This is a genomic window from Microbulbifer sp. VAAF005 (genome assembly GCF_030012985.1).
Classification (GTDB): Bacteria; Pseudomonadota; Gammaproteobacteria; order Pseudomonadales; family Cellvibrionaceae; genus Microbulbifer.
Map to the genome: position 1 here is coordinate 3,847,351 of NZ_CP120233.1, position 22,466 is coordinate 3,869,816.

Below are 22,466 nucleotides of genomic sequence, written 5' to 3' on the forward strand. Positions count from 1 at the left end.
ATATTTATCTCCTTTTATTTTTAGTAAATACGATTTTTAATCGTATGCTAATTGAGCTTGAGTTCATCTATTTGCCGATTTATCGCCGCCGTTTTGCTTTTATCCTGATTGCGAGAAATTTCTAGTGCTTTCTTCAAGATATCAGAAGCCTCTGAAATTCCATCATTCTGTTGTAGCGCCTGGGCCAAACTTTGGCGGGCGTCAATAGAATTTGGCCGATATTCCACCCATCGCCTTGCGACATTGATGGCTTCTTGGATACGACCATCCTTTAGTAACAAATTGGTGATATGGCTTAATTTGTTAACATTTCTCCAACGTGTAGCCCTGGGTAAAATAGGAAAGCCATATTTCTGTGATAGTGATTGATAGAAATGATCGATATTTTGTAAGGCGTCACCAGGCTGGGATATCAATTCTCGATAATTTGCGGACCATTCTTCGTGGGGGTAATTAAGCTCAATAGCCGATAACGTGGCTTTTATAAAGGCGCCGTAATGGTTTTCATTGTTAATAATTTCTATTTTTAGTTTGAGGTTCTCTTTTGCGTAAGGAGAAAGTTTGGTGTTAATTTGACTTAAGATTTTTTCATGGCGCTTATCTTTACGCATGTCACTGTCAGCCATCGCGAAATAAAAAGCACTAATCTTGTTTGATGAGGTCTGCATACTTGTGGTTATTTCATCAATAAAAGTACTCTCTGAAGTGGGCCCCATACCAAATATATCGGCTGCAGATAAAAAGAAGTAAGACTGAAACAATCCAGGTTTGTTAGTTAGGGCGTATAGAGGAAAGATACTGCTAGTTGAGACACCAATAATCATCCTGTTGTCGAGAGCGCGGTAATTACTTTCTAAATATGGGAGTAGTTCTTCAGTTAGAAATTTACTATAGGTCTCAGGGTTTCCCTGGGCGCTAAATTTCTCCTCAGCGGTATGCTTCCACATTCCATGTAGGTAGGTTTCCGGTTCATCACCGCCATCATTAAGACTGATTACAATACTTTCCGGCATACGTTCTACGCCACTTAGATGCTTTACCACCCCGGTTAAGGCGTGGAAAAATTCTTTGCCGTGAGTGCCATTAATAAAGATAACCGGGTATCTATGCTGCTCTGATGCTTGGTGGAACGTTTGCGGTAAATATATGTTGATTGGTATTTCACGACTCAAGATTCTGGATGAGAAAAGAATTTCATCGCCATAATTCAGGTGTTTGGTCGTGTTAACAGAAGAGTGGCTCTGTGGGCTTTCAGGTTCTGCTGATAGTCCCACACACAGTAAAGAAACTGCGATTAACAGTATTCGGGGAAAAATCATATCACCGGCATCCTTGCTGAATTTAAATTTTCTTAAAAAGGCGATTAAGATCTATTAGATGCTATGACAGATTGAGGGGGTGGTAAAGTTGGTTATAGCTGATGCGAAGTGGTACACCTTGTATAGATATAAAAGTTGGATTTTTTCAAAACCAAGCTCTAAACCCCAGTACCCATACGGTTGAGTCCACATCCTCCCCTTCTTCACGGGCGAAATCAGCGGCATTGCCCACTTCCCGTTCATAGTGGACGCCAATATAGGGTGAGAATTTCCTGGTGACTTCATACATGAGCCGAAAGCCGACTTCCGCTTCCGATAAGCCAGAGCCGCTACCTCGGGCCTCATCGTTCTGCCCAAAAAAGTTCAGCTCGATACGTGGGACCAGATTCCAGTCCTGTGCCAACTTTATTTCATACTCGCCTTCCAGGCGAAATGCAGTACTGCCATGTTCTCCATAGAAAAATACTGCATCCATTTCGAATTTGTAGGGAGACTCTCCAGTAATACCCACAGCAGCCCAATTCCGGCTAGTAGTCTCCAGATTAAAATCGTGGCGAATTCCAATTAGGAAATTCCAGTTTGCCGAAATTGCCCGGCTATAGAGCGCCCAGAGTTCATTTTTTTCAATTTCCCCACTACTTCGTTCATAGTCAACTTCGGCAACAAACTTATTTTGCTCTCCGCCATAACTGAAGTCTCCCTCGATTTCCCCGCCGTTATCACCTCGCAGTTCCACATAGTCGAGGCTGACTTCAGCCATGGGTTCTTCTTCGTTATCCTCGCCAGAGGACTGGTAGCTGTGGTGCTGATGCTGAGGTTCTGCCTGCCCATAGCTGGCCTGGGCAGAAAGTATCCATAGTGTTGCTGCTATCCCTGCAACATTTTTAAACAATGCGCACCTCCCGATACATACCGGGCCTCTGGTAAAGCATTTGGCTGTGCAGAGCCCAGCGGCCATAGGTGTCAGCGCTGACCAAGTAACTGATGCTTGATCCGGGTTGTGCGATCACCGTGTGCTTGAGAGGTAAATACTCTCCGTCGCCGGTTTCCAACTCACTCCAAAAACCGTGTAAGTGCATGGGCTGGGGAAGCGTGGTGTCATTGACCAGGGTAATGCGCAGGCGCTCCTGGTGCCGAAATAATAATGGGCTGGCATCGCGAAAATTTTCACCATTTATTGACCAGAGATAGCGTTCATAATTGCCGGTCAGGTGTAACTGTAATTCCCGCTGTGGCTCTCGCTGATCCTGGGTAGGCTTATTGCTGCGCAAGTCGCTGTAAGTCAGTACGCGGCGGTTATAGCGATTTTTGTGGTTTCTGAGCCCTACACCGGGGTCAGAGATGCCGTTTGCTGGCGTCAATGCGCGATGATCCACCCTGAAGTTGGATTCACTTGGCTGATGAATAATAGGGCTATTACTACCGAGTCCCGCTGCGGCGAGGCTTCCGTAAAACCATCCTCCCTCAGTTGCCTCGGGCAAATCGGAATGTTTTTCGGTGTGAGCAGTCTGGGTTGTTTTAAAGTGTGTGTCTGTCTCTTCGGTTTTTCTCCCTAGTCCCAGATCTTGCCGGGTGAGCACTGGGCGGTGATCCATCGCGGGAACCTCTGCGCTCAGACGTATATCACTTGTCAGTGTGCCTCGCGCATAGCCACTGCGGTCCATGGACTGCGCAAATATACTGTAGGCTTGTTCACTCTCTGGCTCGACAATTACGTCATAGGTTTCGCCGCTGCCAATGCGAATTTCATCGACGCTAACGGGCTCGACATTTTGTCCATCGGCCGCCACCACCTTCATTTTCAGGCCAGGGATACGCAGGTCGAATAAGGTCATCGAAGCTGAGTTAATTAATCGCAGGCGAACCCTCTCACCAGGTTTAAATAATGCAGTCCAATTGGTATCGGGTGTATGCCCGTTAATCAGGTAGGTGTAAGTCTCGCCTGTGACCTGGGAGATATTGCGGTCGGAAAGCTGTTTCCAGTTCCATTGATGCCGGTCCCGCCAGGTTCGTGCGACACCTTTTGTTCTCACTTCACGCCATAAATCTGTAGCCGTGCGCTGTTGCCGGTTGTAGTAGTCCGGGTCTTTTTTTAAATGGGTATAAATAGTTTGGGGAGATTCATCGCTCCAATCGGATAGGACAACAACATAATCCCGCTCGTAAGAAAATGGTTCTGGAGATATCGGATCAATGACTATTGCCCCAATTAGCCCCAGTTGTTGTTGAAACCCGGATTGGCTGTGATACCAATAAGTACCACTTTGGCGCACAGGGAATCGGTAGCGAAATGTTTGCCCAGGTCGAATGCCGCTAAAGCTCAACCCCGGTTCGCCGTCCATATCGCTGGGTACCCTAACACCGTGCCAGTGTAGGGAGGATTTGTCGGGTAATTGGTTGTGGACATTCAGGGTGACGGTTTCCCCTTCCCGCCAGCGTAAAATGGGGCCCGGTAGACCGCCATTAATGGTAAGGGCTTGTCGTTCGCGCCCGGTAAGATTTACCTGGCGGTACCCGATGGATAAATCAAAGTGGTTACCGCGCAGGGTTGCTGTCGAAGCTGTTGGCGAGTTTGGGTGCGAACTGTGGGGTATCCCCAGCAGCAAGGCTCCCGCTCCGAGACCTGTGACGAAAGTACGCCTCGATACGGCGTCGGTGCGGAAGCTCTCTGTCATCGATGTCCCTTTTAAAACTGCTCCTGTGCCGTATTGATTTCGGCGTAAATTTCGCTGCTGCCGTTTTTGTTAAGCAGCATTACCTGATAGGGCGTAAAACGGTCGCCCACTTCCATACCGGGGCTGCCCAGGGGCATACCTGGCACTGCGAGGCCAATGGCATTTTGCGGTGGATTCTGCAAGAAACGCTGTATCAGCTTTGCAGGTACATGCCCTTCAAAAACATAGCCCTGTTCTGACACTGTGGTGTGGCAGGATTGGTAGCGCGGAGAGATATGGTGCTGCTTTTTCACGCCGTTAAGGTCTTCGACATCCTTTGCTACGACGTTAAAGCCACTTTGTTGGGCATGCTCAACCCAAATTTTGCAGCAGCCGCAGGTGGCGGATTTGTAAGTGGTCAGGCTCACAGATTCCTTTTTGGGGTCTGGAGATTCGGCACAGGCACTTAATGCCAGGGTAGTGAGTAGCGCAGCAATAGCGATCAAAATTGAACGGTTCATATGAACTCCGATGATGAGATTAAGGGCGCACACAGGCGCGCGAGTATTTATAAAAAATATTTGGAGTAAAACTGGGGAGTGCGCGTATGCCTAGGCATACGGGGCCCGTTAAGTGCGGAATATGGGTGGGCGTAGTGCCATTTCCGGATCTGGAGAGGAATTAAATTCCCGGTAGGCAGTGACAAGTAGATTGCGGTTGTATACAAGAATTTTATATTGAGCGTTTACCGCAGAGCTGGTGCCTGGCCCTGCACAGCAGCTGCATTCAGCAGTGCAACTGGAGGGATGGCTGTCGCTGCAGTTCTCAAGGGTTGCCTCGTCGCAGTGGGTTTTTTCTTCTGCAGCGATGGATGCCGCTGGGGATTCGTGTGTTTCCGCACAGGATGACGCAACTGCCTGGCCGCCGAAGGCCAGTAGTAGTATGAGCAAAAATAGGCGGAAGATCCCGGAGTGCATGGCGGTATTCAGAAAACAAGCCAGCCCGCAGTGTATGGGCTGGCCTCTGCCGGTGCAACTTTCCCGCTTGCGGGATGGCGGGTTAAGAGCGGCTCAGGGGTAGGCGGAAGTCCTGGTGTCGCAACAGGTCCGGCCCACATTCGAGGCGCTCGAGCCAGCCCAGGAAGCGCTCTTTGACATCGCCTGAGGCAAAGTAACCGCCGTGCTGGGGCACAATCATTGCGGGGTTGAGCTCCCGAATCATCTTGGCCCAGAGACGACAGGTCCAGTTCCCGCCCATATAGCGGCGGTGGAACCCTTCCATCGACGGCAGGTGCTCGTCGAAATCTTTGACTTCGCCCTCCTCACCACCGAGTGAGGCACCGATATCGCCGGAAAATAATATGCGGCTGACCGGATCATAAAAACTGAAGTTGCCACAGGAGTGCATAAAGTGGGCTGGCAGCGCCCAGATCTCGCTGTCGCTGAAGGGGATAATTTCTCCCTTGTCGTCCAGAGGCATGATGCGTTCCTGCCAGCGTTCAGCACCGGCACGCGAGGCGACAAAGCCGGAAACCAGGTGTGGCAAAAACCGCGACCACAGCTTCGACACTGCCACCTTACAGCGCGAATGCAGCATCCAGCGCGGCAGCGAGGCGATAATATCCGGATCCTGGTGAGAGGCCAGGATCAGGTCCAGTTCGCTCAGGTTCAAATGGCGGCTGAGCTCAATGGTGAGGTGTGTGTAAGTCAGATCGCCGCCGGGATCGATAAGCGCCCCTTTGGTGCCGCGGCGAATAACAAATTGATTGGCCTGTACCCCATCGCTGCCATTCTGCTCTTTAACCAAATCGCCGAACCGCGCAACCAGGTGGTGACCTTTTTCAAATAGGATGTCCACGCCGCGACTCCTCTTATTGGACTTGGCCGAGGTATTGAGTGAGCCTCTCCTTGTTCATGGCGATGGTGGCATTCATGCCTTCGGCATGCTTCTTGGCTTCTTCCAAGTTGGTTGCCTTACCTACCTGAATTACCCCAACCATACCCAGCGGCAGATGTGGGTCGCACTGGTATACGTAGACACCTTCCTGGTTCAAAGTGACAGTCACCTTTTCTCCCATGCTGCCATTCCAGGTAGCGCCCTCGGCAGGGGACAAAACTGAGTGAGTGTTGTGGGCCGCATCAGTGGGCAGGAAGGTGACAGAATCGCCCGGTGCTACTGCGAGAAATGCCGGTTCAAAAGTCATCATGCCGTCCTTGCCCTGGTTCAGCATCTTAACTTCGTGATCCGCAGCCAGGGCGGAGGTCGAGGCCATGGCGAGCGCCAGAATCGCGCCGCGAAGAGTAATAGACGACATACTTACTTCCTGTTCGATGGTTAGTCAGTGTTGTTCAGCGCCTCCCCATTAGTGGGTAGAGGCAGCGGCGGATGTTATCTCGGAGGGGGCTGGGTGAATTGATCTAGATCAATCGCGTAGATAGACCAATTAGAAGGAGAAGATGCCAATAGAAGGGATCCGTGTAGGAGAGTCATTTTAGACTGCTGAGCACCACCCGCCTTGGCCGGATAAGGGGTAAACTGTGCGCCGATCAATTCTGTGACTTTTCGGGAGAGTGCTTTGGCCACAAAACGTAAAACTGCCTACGTGTGTAATGAATGCGGCGCTGACTACACCAAATGGGCAGGGCAGTGTAGTGCTTGTGGCACTTGGAATAGCCTATCGGAAGTACGCCTGGGACCGGATCACAAAGACAGTCGCGCCGCGAATTTTACCGATGCACAAAGTGGTTACGCCGGTTCCGCTGGTGCTGGCAAAGTACAAAAACTATCGGAAATCGACCTCAGTGAATTGCCGCGTATTCCCACTACGGCCTCGGAACTGGATCGGGTACTGGGCGGCGGGCTGGTGCCGGGCTCCGTTGTATTGATCGGCGGCCACCCCGGTGCGGGGAAATCCACTGTTTTACTCCAGACCTTATGCCATCTCGCCACATCAATGCCGGCGCTTTATATCACCGGCGAGGAATCTCTCCAGCAGGTTGCTATGCGCGCTAAGCGCTTGGGGCTGCCCACGGACTCCCTGCAATTGCTCAGCGAAACCGATGTGGAGCGTATTTGCCTGGCGGCCAAGGAAGTGAATCCTCGGGTTATGGTAGTGGACTCGATCCAGGTGATGCACATGAGCGATGTGCAATCGGCACCCGGTTCTGTGGCACAGGTGCGCGAGAGTGCGGCCTACCTGACCCGCTTTGCCAAGCAGACCGGCACGGCGCTCATTCTGGTGGGGCATGTCACCAAAGATGGCAGCCTCGCAGGCCCCAAGGTGCTGGAACATATTATCGACTGCTCCATTCTCCTCGAAGGCACCCACGACTCCCGCTTCCGCACATTGCGTGCCCATAAAAATCGCTTTGGGGCCGTCAATGAACTCGGCGTGTTTGCCATGACAGAGCAGGGCTTGAAAGAGGTATCCAATCCCTCAGCCATTTTCCTGCAAAGGGCTGAGGAGATCGCAGCCGGTTCTGTGGTGACCTCGGTGTGGGAGGGCACCCGGCCGCTGTTAGTGGAGTTGCAGGCCCTGGTGGACGATAGCAGTCTTGGCAACCCCCGCCGGGTAGCGGTGGGCCTCGACCAGAACCGCTTGAACATGCTGCTCGCTGTGTTGCATCGCCACGGTGGTGTCTTGGTGGGGGACCAGGATGTCTTTATCAATGTGGTCGGCGGGGTAAAGGTGATGGAAACCAGCGCCGACCTGACACTGTTATTGGCGGTAGTCTCCAGTTTCCGCAACCGTGTCCTGCCCCGGGATCTGGTGGTATTCGGGGAAGTGGGGCTGTCAGGCGAGATTCGCCCAGTGCCTTCGGGCCAGGAGCGTTTGCGCGAGGCCGCCAAACACGGTTTCCGCAAAGCCATTGTGCCTGCAGCCAACCGTCTTAGGAACGATATCGAGGGAATGGAAATGCACTCAGTCAAAACCCTGGCGGAAGCGCTGGCGGTAATTGATATGAGCTGACACTCCAGTTGGGGACAGCTGTTTTGACAGGGGAATACCTTGCGTATTCCCCTGGAGAAGTGAGTTTTCAGAGCCTCCTGCGCTAGGGGCGCCTAGTTGCTCCCTTGCGCTGGTTGTTACCGGGGCCCCGACGAAAATCCTCTGACGGAGTGCCCTTGTAACAGCGCGGGATAATGGGCCAGTCCTCTGTTAGAAAATAGGCATAGGTGCCCTTGGGGAATTCCGGGGTGCTTACCATTCTGCCGTTGCACTCATCCAATGTGCCGGAGCCAGCCACATAGTGGTAATCATCCACAAAGGTACCATCGTAGTAGCCTCCAGGTTCTTTACTGCCCTTGGGGCGTTTCCCGGATTTCACCTGATAACTTGAAGTCATTGCCGCAATCCCGGATTTAGGTTCCCAACCATCGGCATAGGCGTACAGGGCATAAATGGGGAATCCATCGGCAGCCCAGCCAATCAGCGGCGAATGCCTTTCCTTAGATACCCCCAGGCGCTGTAATAAACCGGTGGGAATTCCGTGATAGTGATAGGCACCATTGGGCTGAACATGGGCGTAGTTATCGTCTACACCCAGCTGAATCGCGCCGGATAGGGCTTCGTAGCGCCAGCGTCCGCGATTGCCCAGGTACCATTCCGCAGCACTGGGGTCGAAAGGCACTCCGTTCAGTCCGATACCAAAATTCTGCAACGGAACCGGTGTAGATTGAGCGGCAATTTGGGGGATAGCCGGAACTCGGAAACGGTAGCGCTGCACCTCGATTTCATGGGGATTGCCGCGATTGGGGAAGGTACCAGTCTTGTGCTCGGAAATACCGTTGGCCTCAATAACGCGCCAGGGCCCTTGAATACTGATACTCACTTCACTAAAGGTGATGGGCGCCTCGGTAGCAGGGACTGTGTGCTGCAGGCCGTCGGATTGTACCACTGTATGTTTACGGGCGGCGGGGGGCCCACCAGCGGCGCCACCCCCTGTAGCGCGAGCAGCCGATTTACGCTCGGGAACACAAGCTAGCCCGTGTGATTGGGGGAGGTTGCGGCAGCGACCAGTGACTAGTCCGCTGGGCAGCTCTATAGTGCAGCTGGCGCCACTGGATAGCTTCTTGCAAGCCTGTAGGGCGCTGTCAGGAACGTGAGCCAGTGCGAGCGGTGCAATACTGCAAAGCCCCGCAAATAACCACTTCTTCATAATCACATCTCAAGATTTACAGTACCGCTGGCCGGCCTCGATCGATTTATTAGGATTTATTGCGCTTCATCTTCCATTGGGCGAGGGCCACCTTTGCCCTTACCGCCGGCAGGTACACAGACCAACTGCTCAACCTCTGGGGGCATACGGCAGGTGCCTTCCAGAGTGCCTCGCGGGGTCTCGACAGTGCAGGCGTCTCCTTCTGCCAGACTGCTGCAGGCATCAATCGCTTCCTGCGGCGGCTGGCGGGGCTGTGCGGACACATTAGTGGCCAGTAAAAGGGCTGCTACTGGAATAAATATTCTTTTCATCATGATCTCCTGTCGTAGGCACTTTGGGGGAGTCCCACAAGCTGTGATTTTGCTCTTTGGGTTTTGACAATAGTTATTGGTGTCGCCCAAAACTAAAACTATAGGCTCTGGTAGTGGCGATTACCGCTCAACAGAAAGTTGGCTTCTCGGTACCGCCCTGGGACTTCAATCGAAAATAGTTGAGGAATGAGTAAGTAATGTGGACAGCTTGTAAAGAAGTGTGGTGCAGGGGAGATGGAACTATGACCTTCTAGTCCGGGTACCGGCCAATTCCATGAAGAAAAGCTAGTATGGTCGGCGTAATTGGAGGGCTAGAAGGTAAGGCCTTAGATAAGACCATCGGGACACATACCTAGAGTAGGTTTGTGTCCCGATTTATTACTTGTGAGGTTTAACTCTCAGCTTCCAGTGCGGCTTTTGCTGCGGCTTCACTTAGCAGCTTACGCCGGACTTTCATCGGGGTAATACCAAACCAGCGATCGCAAGCCCGGTTGAATGAGCTTTGCTCTCGGTATCCCAGCATGTTGGAAATCTGAGCCATCGGTGGCAACTTCCGACTGAGATAATGTTCCGCGCGTTCTCGGCGAATTCGATCCAGAATATCCTCAAACACCAATTCTTGGTCTCGCAACCTGCGCTGTAGAGTGCGCTTGTGCATACCTAGCTGGTTGGCAACTTCTTGCAGACTGCAACGCTTCAGAGGCATCAGACAGTAGATCAGCTGCTCTACCTGATGAATCAAATTTGATTCGCCTTCGCTCAGTACTTTATCGATATAGGATTTCAGTAGGGGTCTTAATACCGGGTTGCACTTCTCTGTAGGTTGGGCCAGCTGGCCGCTATTGAGAATTAAGGTATCGCTATTTTTCGAAAAAAGTACTTCCGTGCCAAAAAAGTTTTCGTATTGGTCGTGTAGCGGACGCTTGGATTTTAAGTGAACTGCCTCCAGGTTGAATTTTTCCCCACAGAGTATTTGTAGGGCGACAACGGACACCCCGAGTAAAAATTCCCTGAATAGTTCTAGCGGCAATGAAGAGTCCGAGGGTATATAACTTTCCAGGTCATTTAAGCAATGAAAAGTTATATATGTTTGCAGCCCCTTAACCTCCAATTCAACTCGGAGGTTATAAGGGGGAGCAGCAAATTGTTTTACGGCAGCATTGAGGAACTCCCCCAGGGTAAGCGACTGCAATACTGCTGCCCCCAGAGAGCTCAGGGCTGCAGCCCCCTGGTTTTTTGCTAGTCTCAGCCCAAAGTCTGCACAGTTGAGTTGCCGCGAAGCCTTTTCTACAAGGTCTGTCACTTTACTCAAAGGGAGGTACCCCTCGAGTTTTTCAACTTGCTCGGGGTTTATACCGGCGCTATTAAGCAGAGTTTCCGGACAGCCGTTTAGCTGGGATACTTGGTCATAAAAGCCGGTTAACAGCTTAGCTCTTATTTGTTGGGTCAATTTCTTCCAAATCCTTCCAAGAACCCAGCCTGATTTAATTATTAGGCGTGCCGGGTCGCAACTTCAATTTGAGCGGAAATCTTCAACTGATAGGGGCACCCGATAATTTTGGGAGTCTGCAATTAAATCAGAATCCAGAATTATGCTTTCCTGGGCTTTGTCTGACAGGTTTATGAAACCGTCATATTGGCGAATGCCTGTTTTATTTCGATTTCCTGATATGTAATGTGTGCGATGAATAATTGTTACTGCACTAACTACCACAAAGTGCACACGGCTCATCCTGAGAGAGTAATATTTGAGATTAAAACAGGGCAGGCGAAACTGGCGCAATCCGCCTATCAGTCTCCGCTAAGTATTATTTCAAGGTCTATATTACTTGTTTTTTTCCGGATTCGAAGGGCTTCTGGATTTTACCCATAAACAAACTGTCACCTAATGAAAAAAATACCATTTAAACCTGATATATTGAAACTTTATTCCTTTATGACAGCAATAAAATCTTTTTGTTTTATGGTGACTTCATATCCGGGAATAATAATTTTTTCATACTTTATCCACTTTTTTTACTGCTCGCTAAAGCTAGCTTGAATGACTGGTGATTTCAGGAACGCTTTAACACTTTTAGGGTAGTTACAGCCGGATATAAATGACTCGGTCAAAAGAGTAGTCATTCTGCACAGACAAAAAAGCCCGCAAAAGCGGGCTTGTGGATCACTGTTTGGAGAGAAGCTTAGCCACCGTAGTAGGTAGCGGCACCTGGGCCTACCGGCAGTCCCAAGGCAAATACCCAGATAAAGAACAGCGCTGTCCAACCGATGAAGAAGAAGATGGAGTAGGGGATCATAGTTGCGATCAAAGTACCCATCCCTAGATCTTTCTTATAGCGTGCGGCAAATGTAATGATTAGACCGAAGTAACTCATCATCGGCGTGATTACGTTAGTCACAGAGTCACCGATACGGTAGGCAGCCTGGATCACTTCCGGAGCGTAACCGAGCAACATCAGCATTGGCACAAATATGGGGGCTGTCACTGCCCACTGAGCTGAGGCACTGCCTAGCATCAGGTTCACAAAGCCACACATCATGATAAAGAACAGGAATAGCAGTGGCCCAGTAAGACCGATGCTCTGCAGCGTATCTGCGCCCAGGACGGCGAAGATAGTACCCAAATTGGTGATTTTAAAGAAGGCAACAAATTGTGCAGCAAAGAATACCAGCACAATGTACATACCCATGCTGTTCATACTCTTGGCCATGGCATCAATGACATCTCGGTCATTTTTCATTGTGCCAACAACTTTGCCGTATACAAAACCAGGAATTGCAAAAAATACCAGAATCAATGAGACGATCCCTTTAAGGAAGGGAGAGCCGGCGACCAGGCCTGTCTCAGGGTTACGTAAAACACCCCACTCAGGTACTACTGTCAAGGCAAGCACAGCAGATACACCTAAAACTGCCAAGCCCGCGTACTTGAGGCCGCGTTTCTCAGCGTCGGTCAGAGTGCCGACCTTGTCTTGAGTCAGGTCGACAGATGCTTCGCTGGGATCATATTTCCCCAACTTTGGCTCAACGATCTTCATGGTCACCCAGCTGCCAACAGCGGTAATCAGGAAGGTGCTGACAATCATAAAGAACCAGTTTACTTCCGGGCCCACTGAATAGTTCGGGTCGATCATATGGGCCGCAGATTCAGTGATTCCAGACAACAAAGGGTCCACAGTTCCTAACAGTAAGTTGGCACTATAGCCTCCAGAGACACCGGCAAATGCAGCGGCCAAGCCAGCGATGGGGTGTCGACCGAGGGAGTGAAAGATCATCGCGGCGAGGGGAATTAGCACCACATAGCCCAGCTCTGAGGCTGTGTTGGAAATGATGCCGGCAAAAACCACAATAACCGTAACGGTGCGCTTAGAAGCCTGGAGTACCAAGCCACGCACAGCGGCACTTAGCAGGCCCGAGTGCTCGGCAATCGCGACTCCCAAAAGAGCTACCAAAACTGTGCCCAAGGGCGCAAATCCGGTGAAATTCTTTACCAGGCTGGTAACGATCATCCTGAGCCCATCACCGCTCATGAGATTAAAGACTTCAATAACGCCATCTGGCGCGCGGCCAGCGGCGCCAACTGGGCGAGGATCAGGGACAGATAGGCCAAAGTAAGAGGCGACACCGCTAATGACTATCACACCAACGGCAAATAGTGCGAATAGTGTTATTGGATGGGGAAGAAGGTTGCCGAGCCATTCCACGGCGTCTAAGAAGCGGATAAAGGCGGTCTTGCGCCCAGGTGGGCTGTCCTGCCGATCACTCGGGGAGGTTGTTGTGGTCATTGTTTGTCCTCAATCGTAACTGCAAGCGGCCCTAATTGCCTCTGGGCCGCCCTGTAGCCGAAGGGTTGGCTGAAAAATGTGCTAAAGCCGAGATCATACACAAAACTACTTCAGCTAAGAATGCCTTGGAAGAAATGTTGCTCCTAGATGTCAGGGTTAAACGCTATAGAGAAGCCTAGATAGAATAGAGATCTATGATGGGTGGTGTGCTGGCGGTAGTGTATGGCCTCGAGTGTCAAATACCCTAGATGACGCTCTCTGATGCATAGGTATGCCATAATCTCAACACCAAGCAGTCAATTCAGCGGTGAAAATAATGAAGATTGGAATATTAAAGACCGATGATGTGCGCAAAGAGCTCGTCGACGAATTTGGGGAGTACCCGGAGATGTTTGTCAACTTGCTGCACGACCAGGACTCCGGGCTGGAGTTTATCACCTTTGAAGTCCAACACGGTCAGTATCCAGAGCAGATAGATGAAGTAGACGCATACCTTATTACAGGTAGCAAGACCGGCGTCTATGACGATAAGCCATGGATTGCCCCTTTAATGGAATTCGTTCGCAAATTACATGAGAAGCAAAAGCCGACTATTGGCATTTGCTTTGGTCATCAGATAATAGCTCAGGCTCTGGGAGGTCGGGCGCGTAAATCGGATAAAGGATGGGGGTTGGGGGTACACACTTATGAGATGCAAGAGACGCCAAGCTGGATGTCTGAGCCAACGCTTAATTTCAGCCTTTTAGTAACACATCAGGATCAGGTGGATCAGCTGCCCCCGGGGGGCGAGTATTGGCATCCAGTGAGTTCTGTCCTATGGCAATGGTGCAAGTGGACGACCATATGCTCAGTTTCCAGGCGCACCCGGAATTTACCAAGATTTATTCAAATAGCTTGATGGAGCTCCGCCGAGAGGCGTTTGGTGAAGCTGTTGTTGATAAAGGACAGGAGTCGCTGAAGAACGATATCCATGAGAATACGGTTGCCAAGTGGATGTTGGAGTTTTTACGCAAGTAAATTCCTGTAAGGAAGTGAATGGCCTCACTTCCTTACAATTCACCCATTCCTGACTTTACTTATCCTGACTCACTCTATTTCTTGAAATTGAGAATATATTCTGGCTTACCCTGCATTTTTTGTATGTTAATTATTATTCTGAATGGCGTAGTAAATTAGTGTGACAAAAAGCAATTATAATTTAGATATGCTTGAGCATAGATTGTAATTTATTTTATTTGGCTCTAACTGTCTTCTGTTGAAGTTGCCTTCGCATTTTGACAGGGATCTGAACGTGGAACAAATTTGTTAGTTCGGCTTTAAATAGTTTCTATTTGCTAATTGTGTCCGGTTTTGGCGGTATTTCTGTCTTTTTTATTTGATGTATATTAAAGAGCGGTAGAAAATATTTTTATTGGTTGTTTTAAAAAAGGATGATTGCTTAATATGTGGGGTGCCAAGAGGGGCTAATTTAAGTAATTGAAATGATTGTCCCAATTTTAACTTTTCTAGATCTGTCAATATTGAAGGTTGGATAATTTTTTGAAGCGCTTTTTCATACTTTTTTATAGTTGTTTGGTGGAATAAATAACTTGATGGGGGTGAGTAGGCAATAGAAGGTTGGTTTAATTAACATAATTAATAAACATTTTAATAATCAAAAGGATGGGTTTATGAATCTGTTTAAAAGGACACTTTTAGCGACGTCGATAGGGTTGTCGTTTGTTGGTAGCCAAGTGTATGCGACAGGTAATTCAAGTTCCAACATCGTTGGGGTTATCGAAGCTTCTGAGCAAAAAGCGGAAGAAGAGTACATCGTCACTGTTAATAATTTGAGTACGGGCCTGACGCGATCGATTGAGACATTGCCGGGAGAGAACTTCAGATTTACCAAGCTGCCTATTGGCATGTATCAAGTCGTGGTCACGCAAGACGGGGAGCAAGTCGGTGAGCGCACAGTAAGGGTCGCTCTTGGAGCAAATGCCAGTGCCAATTTTGACATTGATAATGTCACTTACGAAGAGGTTGTTGTAGAAGGCCGGCTTCTGACCTCTGTTGACACCTATACGATGGATTCTGGCTTGGTGATGGGAGAGGCTGAGCTTGATGCGATGCCAATCGCAAGAAACCTGACAGCAGTGTCATTGTTGGCGCCAGGAGTTATTGCCGGGGATACAGGCTTTGGTACTGGTAATGGTTTTGGTGCCGCTTCTTTCGGTGGCGCATCAATTGCGGAAAACTCCTGCTACATCAATGGGCTTGAAGTCACAAATACCCGGCAAGGGATAGGCTGTAGTTCTGTTCCTTTTGAATTCTACCAAGAGTTTCAGGTGAAGACCGGCGGTTATTCAGCAGAATTTGGTCGCACAACTGGCGGTGTTGTTAATGCAGTTACTAAAAGTGGTGGGAATACCTGGGAGTTCGGCAGTACGGTCTATTGGGATCCAGATTTCTTCCGCTCAGAAGGGTCTGTTTCGAGGGGCAATGGTGGAACTGGAGATGTTTTCCGCAATGAATCCCAAAATGAATATGATGAAATCTCTTACACATTTTCTGCTTCGGGTCCAATTGTTCAGGATAAGCTTTTTTTCTATGGCTTGATAAACCCTAGGGATAAAACTGATAAGTTTGCTTATCGATCTGGGTTCGACCAGGGAAATCCAGATACTCAGTTTCGTACTCGCGAATCATCTGGTACTGACAATCTATTTTGGGGGGCCAAAATAGATTGGGATATTACTGATAGTCATAGGTTGAGTTATTTCGGTTTTTCCGATCGGAATGAAACGGAGGAGCTCATCTTTGAGTTTGATGCGAATACCGGGTCAATTGGGCCAAATATTGGCGCTGCAGCGGGGGTTGTTACGGGTAATACCCGAATAAGGGGATCTGAAGCTCATTCCTTTAATTATACCGGATATATAACCGACGATTTAAGTATATCCGCTATGGCTGGCCAAATTGAAACTGAGTATACCACTGAGCCCTTAGCTCTAGAATGTCCAGCAATTGCAGATGAAGCTGGGCTTGGGGTGAGCACCTGTGGTGGTGGAACTATTGGGTCAAATTTCGATGAAAATACTCAATATCGTTTTGATATCAATTACTCACTGGGGGATCATAGCCTTAAAGCGGGAGTTGATATTCAGGAGCGTTCATCAACTCGTACTACAGCTCCAGTTGCTGGTCATAGTTGGACTTATGAAACTATTGGCATTGGCGGTAGTGTACAGGGTGATCAGGGAGCTTTATTTACAAATGAAACTGGAGAACCGCTGCAAGTCGTTAGCGATAGAATCTTCGAAGGTGGAGGCGGTTTTAGTTCAGATTTAACTGCTTTCTATATTGAAGATCAGTGGCAGATAATGGATGACTTGATGATAAGTATCGGTCTTCGGAAGGATATTTATGAGGGAGATGGTACTACTGGGAAACAGCTGTTCGAGTTCGATACGGATATTGCCCCTCGATTAGGATTTTCCTGGGACCCCTTTGGTGATGGCGAGACAAAGGTTTACGGTACTTGGGGACGGTATTATCTACCTATTGCGAATAATACTATCTATAGAGCCGCATCCGGCGTTAGCGATGTAACAACCTATTATACTTATACTGGCATTGATCCTGTAACTAATGCGCCTACAGGAATTACGCCTATAAATGGTGATGTTGCGTCTTCCTCCTATGTAAGTTCTGTGCCTGTAATTCCAGAGAAGGACATATTCCAGGCCCAAGAAGCTGAGCCATTTGCCCGAGACGAGTATATTTTGGGCTTTGAAACAGCGGTTAACGATGAACTAAGTGTAGGAGTTCGAGGGGTTTATCGTGAAGTTGTTTCCGCTCTTGATGATTACTGTGGACGCTATGCATGGCCATACTGCGTTATGGTAAATCCGGGTGAGTCGATGTCCTGGTATGCAGATGGGTATTACTGGGATGGCTCCGAACTTGTAGTGAAAGGGGAGTTATTTGATGGCTCGCCAGATCCAGATTCCCTCAGGAAATTCTCTGCAGGAACAATCGGTCTACCTGAAGCTAAAAATATCTATCGTGCCCTTCAAGCGGATCTGACCTATAGTACAGATCAGATGACCTGGAAGTTCATTTATACTTGGTCTCGTAGCACAGGTAATTTTGAAGGTGCAGTGAAGTCTGATATTGACCAGGCTGACGCCGGTGTTACTCAGGATTTCGACTTCCCCGCCCTTATGGATGGGGCAGAAGGATACCAGCCTAATGATCGCAGACATGTCTTCAAATTATTTGGAAGTTATGATTTTACTGAAGACCTAACATTCGGTTTAAACGCTACTTTAGCAAGTGGGCGACCAATATCAGCATTTGGCCATAGTTACCCGAGTGACGATCCAAATATTTATGGTAGTTATGGTGATACCTTCTACCATCTGGACCCTGAAACAGGCGAATATGTGTACATCCCAAGAGGAGAAGTTGGCAGAACTCCGTGGACATTTAATGTAGATGCCTCTATGAGGTATAGATTCTCATTAAATGGAGTTGACATGACGGCTTCTCTTGATATTTATAATGTATTTGATAATCAAGAGGCGACTAATGTTAATGAGCACTACGAGCTAAATTCTGCTGAAGTTAACGATTGGTATGGCGCTGCATACGACTGGACAGCGCCAAGGTCTGCAAGAATTGGCTTAGTAGCAACCTTCTAATACGATTAGTAAATCCCCCTGTAGTAATGATTTGATAAGATTACTACAGGGGTTCTTGTTTTAGTTTACATTACTGATTTCTCTTAATTTTAAGCTGGCCTTTAACTGCAGTATAATGGCCCTTTTTTTATTTTTAACTGATCATTTAGTTTATTCCAGTAATGAAGTCTTCTTCGAGTATTAGTACTCTTACTCGAATCGGATCTTCAATTTGAAAATAACTTCGAGCCCGCTCATCAAGCTGGATGGATAGTGTTTGTAGTTTTTGATGTGTTAGGCTGGGTTTCTTCGAGCAGATTATTTCTATATAGCACTCGCCTGGTGTTATTTGAAGGGCGTTAATTATTTCTATACTAGGGTCTTCCTCTGTATCTAACTCCTTAATAATTAGATCTTGGAATAGTTCAGAGGCTGAATCCGGAGCTAATTTTAGTGGGGTCAAAAAAATCTTGCAGCTAACCATAGGGAAGTTCCTATTGGGAAAATTAATAGCTATATTAATTGTCTTTATATTACTTTTTTAAAGGCGATAGTGTTAAGAGGAGTTTTAAATGCCCCTTGGGTGTCCGTATGTTTAGGTGTGCAAGATAATAGCAGAAGATTGTGTTTTTTCTTTGGGGGCGTCTTGCTTAGTTATAACTTTTTGTAATTTAGAGTAGCTTTTTTGAATTTGAGTTTGACGGTTTTGGCCAAGCTTATTAGCTTCTTTAAGATTTTAGGTAGGAGTTGTTCAGGTGGGCGGCTCTTCGTGTTAGGTAGTAATTAGGTAAGAATAAACTCTGTGGGTGGGAGAGGTTGGAGGTCAATAGATTTATCTGGATATATATATTATTCCACCTTTAGTGTTGCCGGGTATTTTTTTGCTAGAAAATTTAGGTTTACAGCATAAATTGATGAAATTTAAATAGTATTTCTTTAGCGATAGGTTTAGGAGGCTACAAAGCGCTTTAGAGATACTTTTGTGTAACAAAACACTAGTGCTAGCTAAGGGTGGGTTAGTGGGTAGGTGTAGTTAGAGTAGATGCTACAAGTTTGAATGGGTTGAATTTTATGCAGCGGGCTTTACAGTAGTCCGTTACTCCAGCCTTAAGAATGAGTTTGATTATGCTCGGAGTATGTCAATATTTATTGTTGTGATCTGGTTGCTGTTTAAGTTTTTACTTATTTTTTCAAAGTTAGTTGATTTTTGGGGTTGGCATTTAGTCTTTCCTGGGGGGCTGTAGAAGTTAATTCAATTTAATAGGAGCTGTGAATAATCTTTAGGGGATTTAGACCCAGATTACCCTACATTAATTGGTACGAAGGTTCCGCCAGCAATATGAAAGCTCAGTTTAATTTGGCTGTATCAAGGATTGGTTTAATGAAAGTTACACTAGGAAGTTGTGGGCGGTGTTAAGCTAGTTGAGGTTTTCATCGATCCCATTAAAGAGGTCGATAATTATTTTATAAATGTTGATCGATGTAGGATGGATGTTACACCACAAGAGAATTAGTAGGCTGTGAATAGGATAGATAATCCTGAAAAGTGAAGAGTAGAGCCTATTGGGCTAAGATAGTTTTTGCTCAATTTAGGGGGCTTATGCATGTATGCAGGATGTTTCTAGCGGTAGACAAAAATTTTTGTTGTGATCACTCACCCATAATTACCAGTCAACATTGGCATATTGGGGCATAATCGAGTTAAGCTTTAGTTTGCTGGGTAGAGGTTCCTATCCAGCAAACTATACGAACTTACTGAAAGGAAGGTGCGCTATGTACACTGAAACTGATATTAAAGCTGGTCCTGAGGCACAAGTAGAGCTGCCTTGGGATGAAGATTAAGTAATCTTTCCCTTGACCCCCAAAGTTAGGCTGTTTGGAGTGCTTTTTACAGATTGATCTCGATAGGTTTTGAGGCTATTTTCAGTATTGCTTTATTGAAAACTTCAAATAACCTTGTAGTTATATCTGCTTGCACTGCAGGCTTTGCTTTCCTGAGGGGGGATTGCCGGCCCTGACTTACCTGTCGAGTTTATTCCAATGTACGTAAATGGTTGTAACTCGCACTGATCGTTCGACACGCCTATTTTGTAAGAGTTCATTCGTAAATTTGCAATTTTTTTACATGACTCTTATCACTTGGTCTACTTTCGATGGGATAATATGGGTTCGCAGGCGCCAATCGTCAAATGATGTCGATTGGTGCCACTTTATTTCTGCTACAGGAATAGCTCTAGCTGTTTATTTTTAAATACTAGAATCAATCTAAATGAGTTTGCTCCCCCTCTGCTTTTTGCCTTCAGTTGACGGTGAAAGTGAGCTATGATTTTTTTAACTATAAAACCTATATCCTAATATGATTATTGCTATTTAGCTCATAATTTAAGCCTATCTTTGTCAGCTTTGACTTTGTCAATAATTTAGCGAGAATTTGTCTCGACAACTATCCTTGCGAAAAGCAGGGCCGAAAAAGATGGTCTGTTGCTAGTGGAATCTTGACGGTGCAGATACAATGCTTGGTTCACAAGTGGCGGCTTTGTTAGAGCTTTATCCAATCAGATAACACCCTGAATTCATTTTAATTGTGTGTTTTTAGGTGGAGTCAATAAGTTTTTTGTTCAATAAAAATTCTGAATGGTGTTTATTTCAGATTCTTGATAGCGCCGTCTCGTAGATTTTATATTGGCCCGATTTGCCACTTTTCTACAGAGATCTCTAATAAAAATCTTTGAGCCACCTTTTGTGATTGGGCTCTAGCATGTGTATTGGCTTTGCAATTTCGGAAATACTGCAAAGTATTAAGCAAGTCTCGAATCTATATTGATGGTAAGCCGAATTTATGCTTTTGATTTTAACTCTTGTGCTTTGCTTTTAGATTTACTTTATCAGAAAATGGGTTCTTGCCTATATAGTACTATGGCTACTTAGCTGAAATATGTAAAAAATGTGAAATTCTTGTTTTTCGACAGCTACTTTGATCAGTATCAAGGTTTTAGTGATGGAGCATAACTATAAGTGAACAGGCCACTATGCCCGCTGTTAGTTTGTACTTACTTTCCATGTTAGATGAATATGAATTGAGGGTGTTTAGGTGCACTCCAGGTCTATATTGCATTTTATCCTCAATTATTTTTGGTTGAAAAGCTTCGCCTTGACTACTTTGGCTGTGGAGCAAATAGCATTGCATGGACCATCACTTTAGCTTAGGCGGGGATAGTTATAAATCACTATGCTAGAGCGAGGAATATACAGATTCCAATTGACTCCATAACCTGAGAAATCTAAATTTGTATTTCCTGTATTTTCAGTAGAAAAATACAAAAGATCGAATGAATAGAGTCAAATTTTACTCCTGTTCAATGCGATAACTATTGATAGGTTTCTTATATTGTCAACTCCTTTTTTTCACACTTCACGTTCCATTGTTTCAGATTCTATTCGTGGTCTGATTGTAGCTACTGCTCTCGGTGTCCTGCTTTTATCGGCTTGGGTTATATGGTTTTTTACAATGGAAATCACAACATATAGCGTGAGTGAAGATGCGAGGTTGGAGCAAGATCACAATACCGTCCATGTAAGTACCCAGAGAGTTGGGCGTGTTGTGCATATTGAAGCAGAGCTGGGAGATGCCTTAGAGCAAGGCGATATATTAATTCGTCTTGATACGTCCGTACTTGATTTGAGCTTGCAGGGAGATAACAAGATATCCGGAAGCTTGCGAGATCAGTTTGAATCAGTTCAAAGAGAACAAGAGCTACTCGATAAAAAATTTGGTGAAGACGAGAAGGCTCTTAGCGATCAATTAAAATTACTGGAACAACAGTACCAGCTTCAAGTGAGTAATCAGAAAATTCAAGCGGATGTTACTGATCGTTATGAGCGACTGTTACAAAAACAACAAAGTTCAGAATTGGATTACCTCGCCGCAAAGCGAACGTACCAACAAATGGCGATGGCAACCTTGAAAGTACAAGCGGATATTCGTGCTTTGGAGGATCGTCGAGCGCAACTGATTAGTGAATATCAACTTGAGGTGAGCGCATTAAAACAGCGACATCAGGATATCGATGGAAGGCTTGCGGAAGTTGATACCCGTATCCAGCAAAGCCATCTTGCAGTACGTGAACAGAACTTACGTGCCCCAATTACCGGGGTATTGGCTTCGCTGGCGAAAATTCGGGAAGGTGAAGTACTGGTTGCCGGGCAACAAGTTGCAACGATTCAGGCAGAAGGCGTTATTTCTATACAGGCATTTTTTCCGCCCGCATTAGCACTGGGACATATTCAGCCTGGGCAGCAAGCCCAAGTAAAATTGGATGGATTTTCCTGGGCTCGTTACGGGCAATTGGAGGCTCGTGTAGAGCGGGTGGCGAGTGCCGTCCAGCAAGGTAAAGTTCTTGTACAGCTATCCTTGCAAGGTGAGACACCGCCCCACCTCCCTTTATTACACGATTTACCGGCCAGAGTAGAAATTGCCACAGGTAAGAAAACACCTTATCAGCTGCTGCTACAAAGGACGGGCGAAATACTTTCAGGTAAAGCTTCCGCAGAAATAGTAGAAGAGGGAGCGTGAT

General features: G+C 47.1%; 15 protein-coding genes. 4 read left to right on the forward strand and 11 right to left on the reverse strand.

The window, feature by feature from the left end:
* Nucleotides 1–47: 47 nt before the first annotated feature.
* From P0078_RS17310 to P0078_RS17340, 7 genes are all read right to left on the reverse strand, one after another.
* The gene (locus P0078_RS17310) at nt 48–1,319 is read right to left on the reverse strand and encodes an alpha/beta hydrolase-fold protein (RefSeq protein WP_282931162.1); all 1,272 of its coding nucleotides are present in this window, start codon (nt 1,317–1,319) and stop codon (nt 48–50) included.
* 145 nt (nt 1,320–1,464) lie between these two features.
* Entirely contained in the window at nt 1,465–2,211 is a 747-nt protein-coding gene (locus tag P0078_RS17315; protein WP_282931163.1) for a copper resistance protein B, read from the reverse strand.
* Nucleotides 2,204–3,994, reverse strand: coding sequence for a copper resistance system multicopper oxidase (locus P0078_RS17320; protein ID WP_282931164.1), 1,791 nt, complete (start codon nt 3,992–3,994; stop codon nt 2,204–2,206). The genes P0078_RS17315 and P0078_RS17320 overlap by 8 nt, the downstream gene beginning before the upstream one ends.
* 11 nt (nt 3,995–4,005) lie before the next feature.
* Complete coding sequence (locus P0078_RS17325; RefSeq protein WP_282931165.1) at nt 4,006–4,494, reverse strand: DUF411 domain-containing protein; 489 nt, start codon at nt 4,492–4,494, stop codon at nt 4,006–4,008.
* 108 nt (nt 4,495–4,602) lie between these two features.
* On the reverse strand, nt 4,603–4,950 hold the full coding sequence (locus P0078_RS17330) for a hypothetical protein (RefSeq protein WP_282931166.1): 348 nt from the start codon (nt 4,948–4,950) through the stop codon (nt 4,603–4,605).
* An 82-nt stretch (nt 4,951–5,032) separates the two neighbouring features.
* The gene (locus tag P0078_RS17335) at nt 5,033–5,830 is read right to left on the reverse strand and encodes an oxygen-binding di-iron domain-containing protein (protein ID WP_282931167.1); all 798 of its coding nucleotides are present in this window, start codon (nt 5,828–5,830) and stop codon (nt 5,033–5,035) included.
* A gap of 13 nt (nt 5,831–5,843) precedes the next feature.
* The gene (locus P0078_RS17340; RefSeq protein ID WP_282931168.1) at nt 5,844–6,287 is read right to left on the reverse strand and encodes a pseudoazurin; all 444 of its coding nucleotides are present in this window, start codon (nt 6,285–6,287) and stop codon (nt 5,844–5,846) included.
* Nucleotides 6,288–6,548: 261 nt separating this feature from the next.
* Here P0078_RS17340 and radA point away from each other — a divergent pair, with 261 nt between their 5' ends.
* On the forward strand, nt 6,549–7,943 hold the full coding sequence (gene radA / locus P0078_RS17345; RefSeq protein ID WP_282931169.1) for a DNA repair protein RadA: 1,395 nt from the start codon (nt 6,549–6,551) through the stop codon (nt 7,941–7,943).
* 82 nt (nt 7,944–8,025) lie between these two features.
* Here radA and P0078_RS17350 read toward each other — a convergent pair whose 3' ends face one another.
* The 4 genes from P0078_RS17350 to P0078_RS17365 form a co-directional block, all read right to left on the reverse strand.
* Nucleotides 8,026–9,132 (reverse strand): YHYH protein, encoded by a 1,107-nt coding sequence (locus P0078_RS17350; protein WP_282931170.1) that lies wholly within the window; start codon nt 9,130–9,132, stop codon nt 8,026–8,028.
* 56 nt (nt 9,133–9,188) lie between these two features.
* On the reverse strand, nt 9,189–9,446 hold the full coding sequence (locus tag P0078_RS17355; RefSeq protein ID WP_282931171.1) for a hypothetical protein: 258 nt from the start codon (nt 9,444–9,446) through the stop codon (nt 9,189–9,191).
* 388 nt (nt 9,447–9,834) lie between these two features.
* Nucleotides 9,835–10,893: an AraC family transcriptional regulator gene (locus P0078_RS17360; protein ID WP_282931172.1), complete on the reverse strand. Its 1,059-nt coding sequence runs from the start codon at nt 10,891–10,893 to the stop codon at nt 9,835–9,837.
* Between the two features lie 733 nt (nt 10,894–11,626).
* Entirely contained in the window at nt 11,627–13,228 is a 1,602-nt protein-coding gene (locus tag P0078_RS17365) for an AbgT family transporter (protein WP_282931173.1), read from the reverse strand.
* 316 nt (nt 13,229–13,544) lie between these two features.
* Between P0078_RS17365 and P0078_RS17370 the strand changes: the two genes are divergently transcribed.
* The 3 genes from P0078_RS17370 (at nt 13,545) to P0078_RS17380 (ending at nt 22,465) form a co-directional block, all read left to right on the forward strand.
* Nucleotides 13,545–14,126: a glutamine amidotransferase-related protein gene (locus P0078_RS17370; protein ID WP_282931174.1), complete on the forward strand. Its 582-nt coding sequence runs from the start codon at nt 13,545–13,547 to the stop codon at nt 14,124–14,126.
* A gap of 772 nt (nt 14,127–14,898) precedes the next feature.
* Nucleotides 14,899–17,913, forward strand: a complete 3,015-nt coding sequence (locus tag P0078_RS17375) for a TonB-dependent receptor (RefSeq protein WP_282931175.1) — start codon at nt 14,899–14,901, stop codon at nt 17,911–17,913.
* 3,487 nt (nt 17,914–21,400) lie between these two features.
* A complete protein-coding gene (locus P0078_RS17380; RefSeq protein ID WP_282931176.1) occupies nt 21,401–22,465 on the forward strand; it encodes an HlyD family secretion protein in 1,065 nt (354 codons plus the stop codon).
* Nucleotide 22,466: the final 1 nt, after the last annotated feature.

Excerpts from the sequence above, each read along its gene's own strand:
- P0078_RS17310 (WP_282931162.1), bottom strand. The coding sequence starts at position 1,319 with ATGATTTTTCCCCGAATACTGTTAATCGCAGTTTCTTTACTGTGTGTG.
- P0078_RS17320 (WP_282931164.1), bottom strand. The coding sequence starts at position 3,994 with ATGACAGAGAGCTTCCGCACCGACGCCGTATCGAGGCGTACTTTCGTC.
- P0078_RS17325 (WP_282931165.1), bottom strand. The coding sequence starts at position 4,494 with ATGAACCGTTCAATTTTGATCGCTATTGCTGCGCTACTCACTACCCTG.
- P0078_RS17330 (WP_282931166.1), bottom strand. The coding sequence starts at position 4,950 with ATGCACTCCGGGATCTTCCGCCTATTTTTGCTCATACTACTACTGGCC.
- P0078_RS17340 (WP_282931168.1), bottom strand. The coding sequence starts at position 6,287 with ATGTCGTCTATTACTCTTCGCGGCGCGATTCTGGCGCTCGCCATGGCC.
- P0078_RS17350 (WP_282931170.1), bottom strand. The coding sequence starts at position 9,132 with ATGAAGAAGTGGTTATTTGCGGGGCTTTGCAGTATTGCACCGCTCGCA.
- P0078_RS17355 (WP_282931171.1), bottom strand. The coding sequence starts at position 9,446 with ATGATGAAAAGAATATTTATTCCAGTAGCAGCCCTTTTACTGGCCACT.
- P0078_RS17365 (WP_282931173.1), bottom strand. The coding sequence starts at position 13,228 with ATGACCACAACAACCTCCCCGAGTGATCGGCAGGACAGCCCACCTGGG.
- P0078_RS17370 (WP_282931174.1), top strand. The coding sequence starts at position 13,545 with ATGAAGATTGGAATATTAAAGACCGATGATGTGCGCAAAGAGCTCGTC.
- P0078_RS17375 (WP_282931175.1), top strand. The coding sequence starts at position 14,899 with ATGAATCTGTTTAAAAGGACACTTTTAGCGACGTCGATAGGGTTGTCG.
- P0078_RS17380 (WP_282931176.1), top strand. The coding sequence starts at position 21,401 with ATGGAAATCACAACATATAGCGTGAGTGAAGATGCGAGGTTGGAGCAA.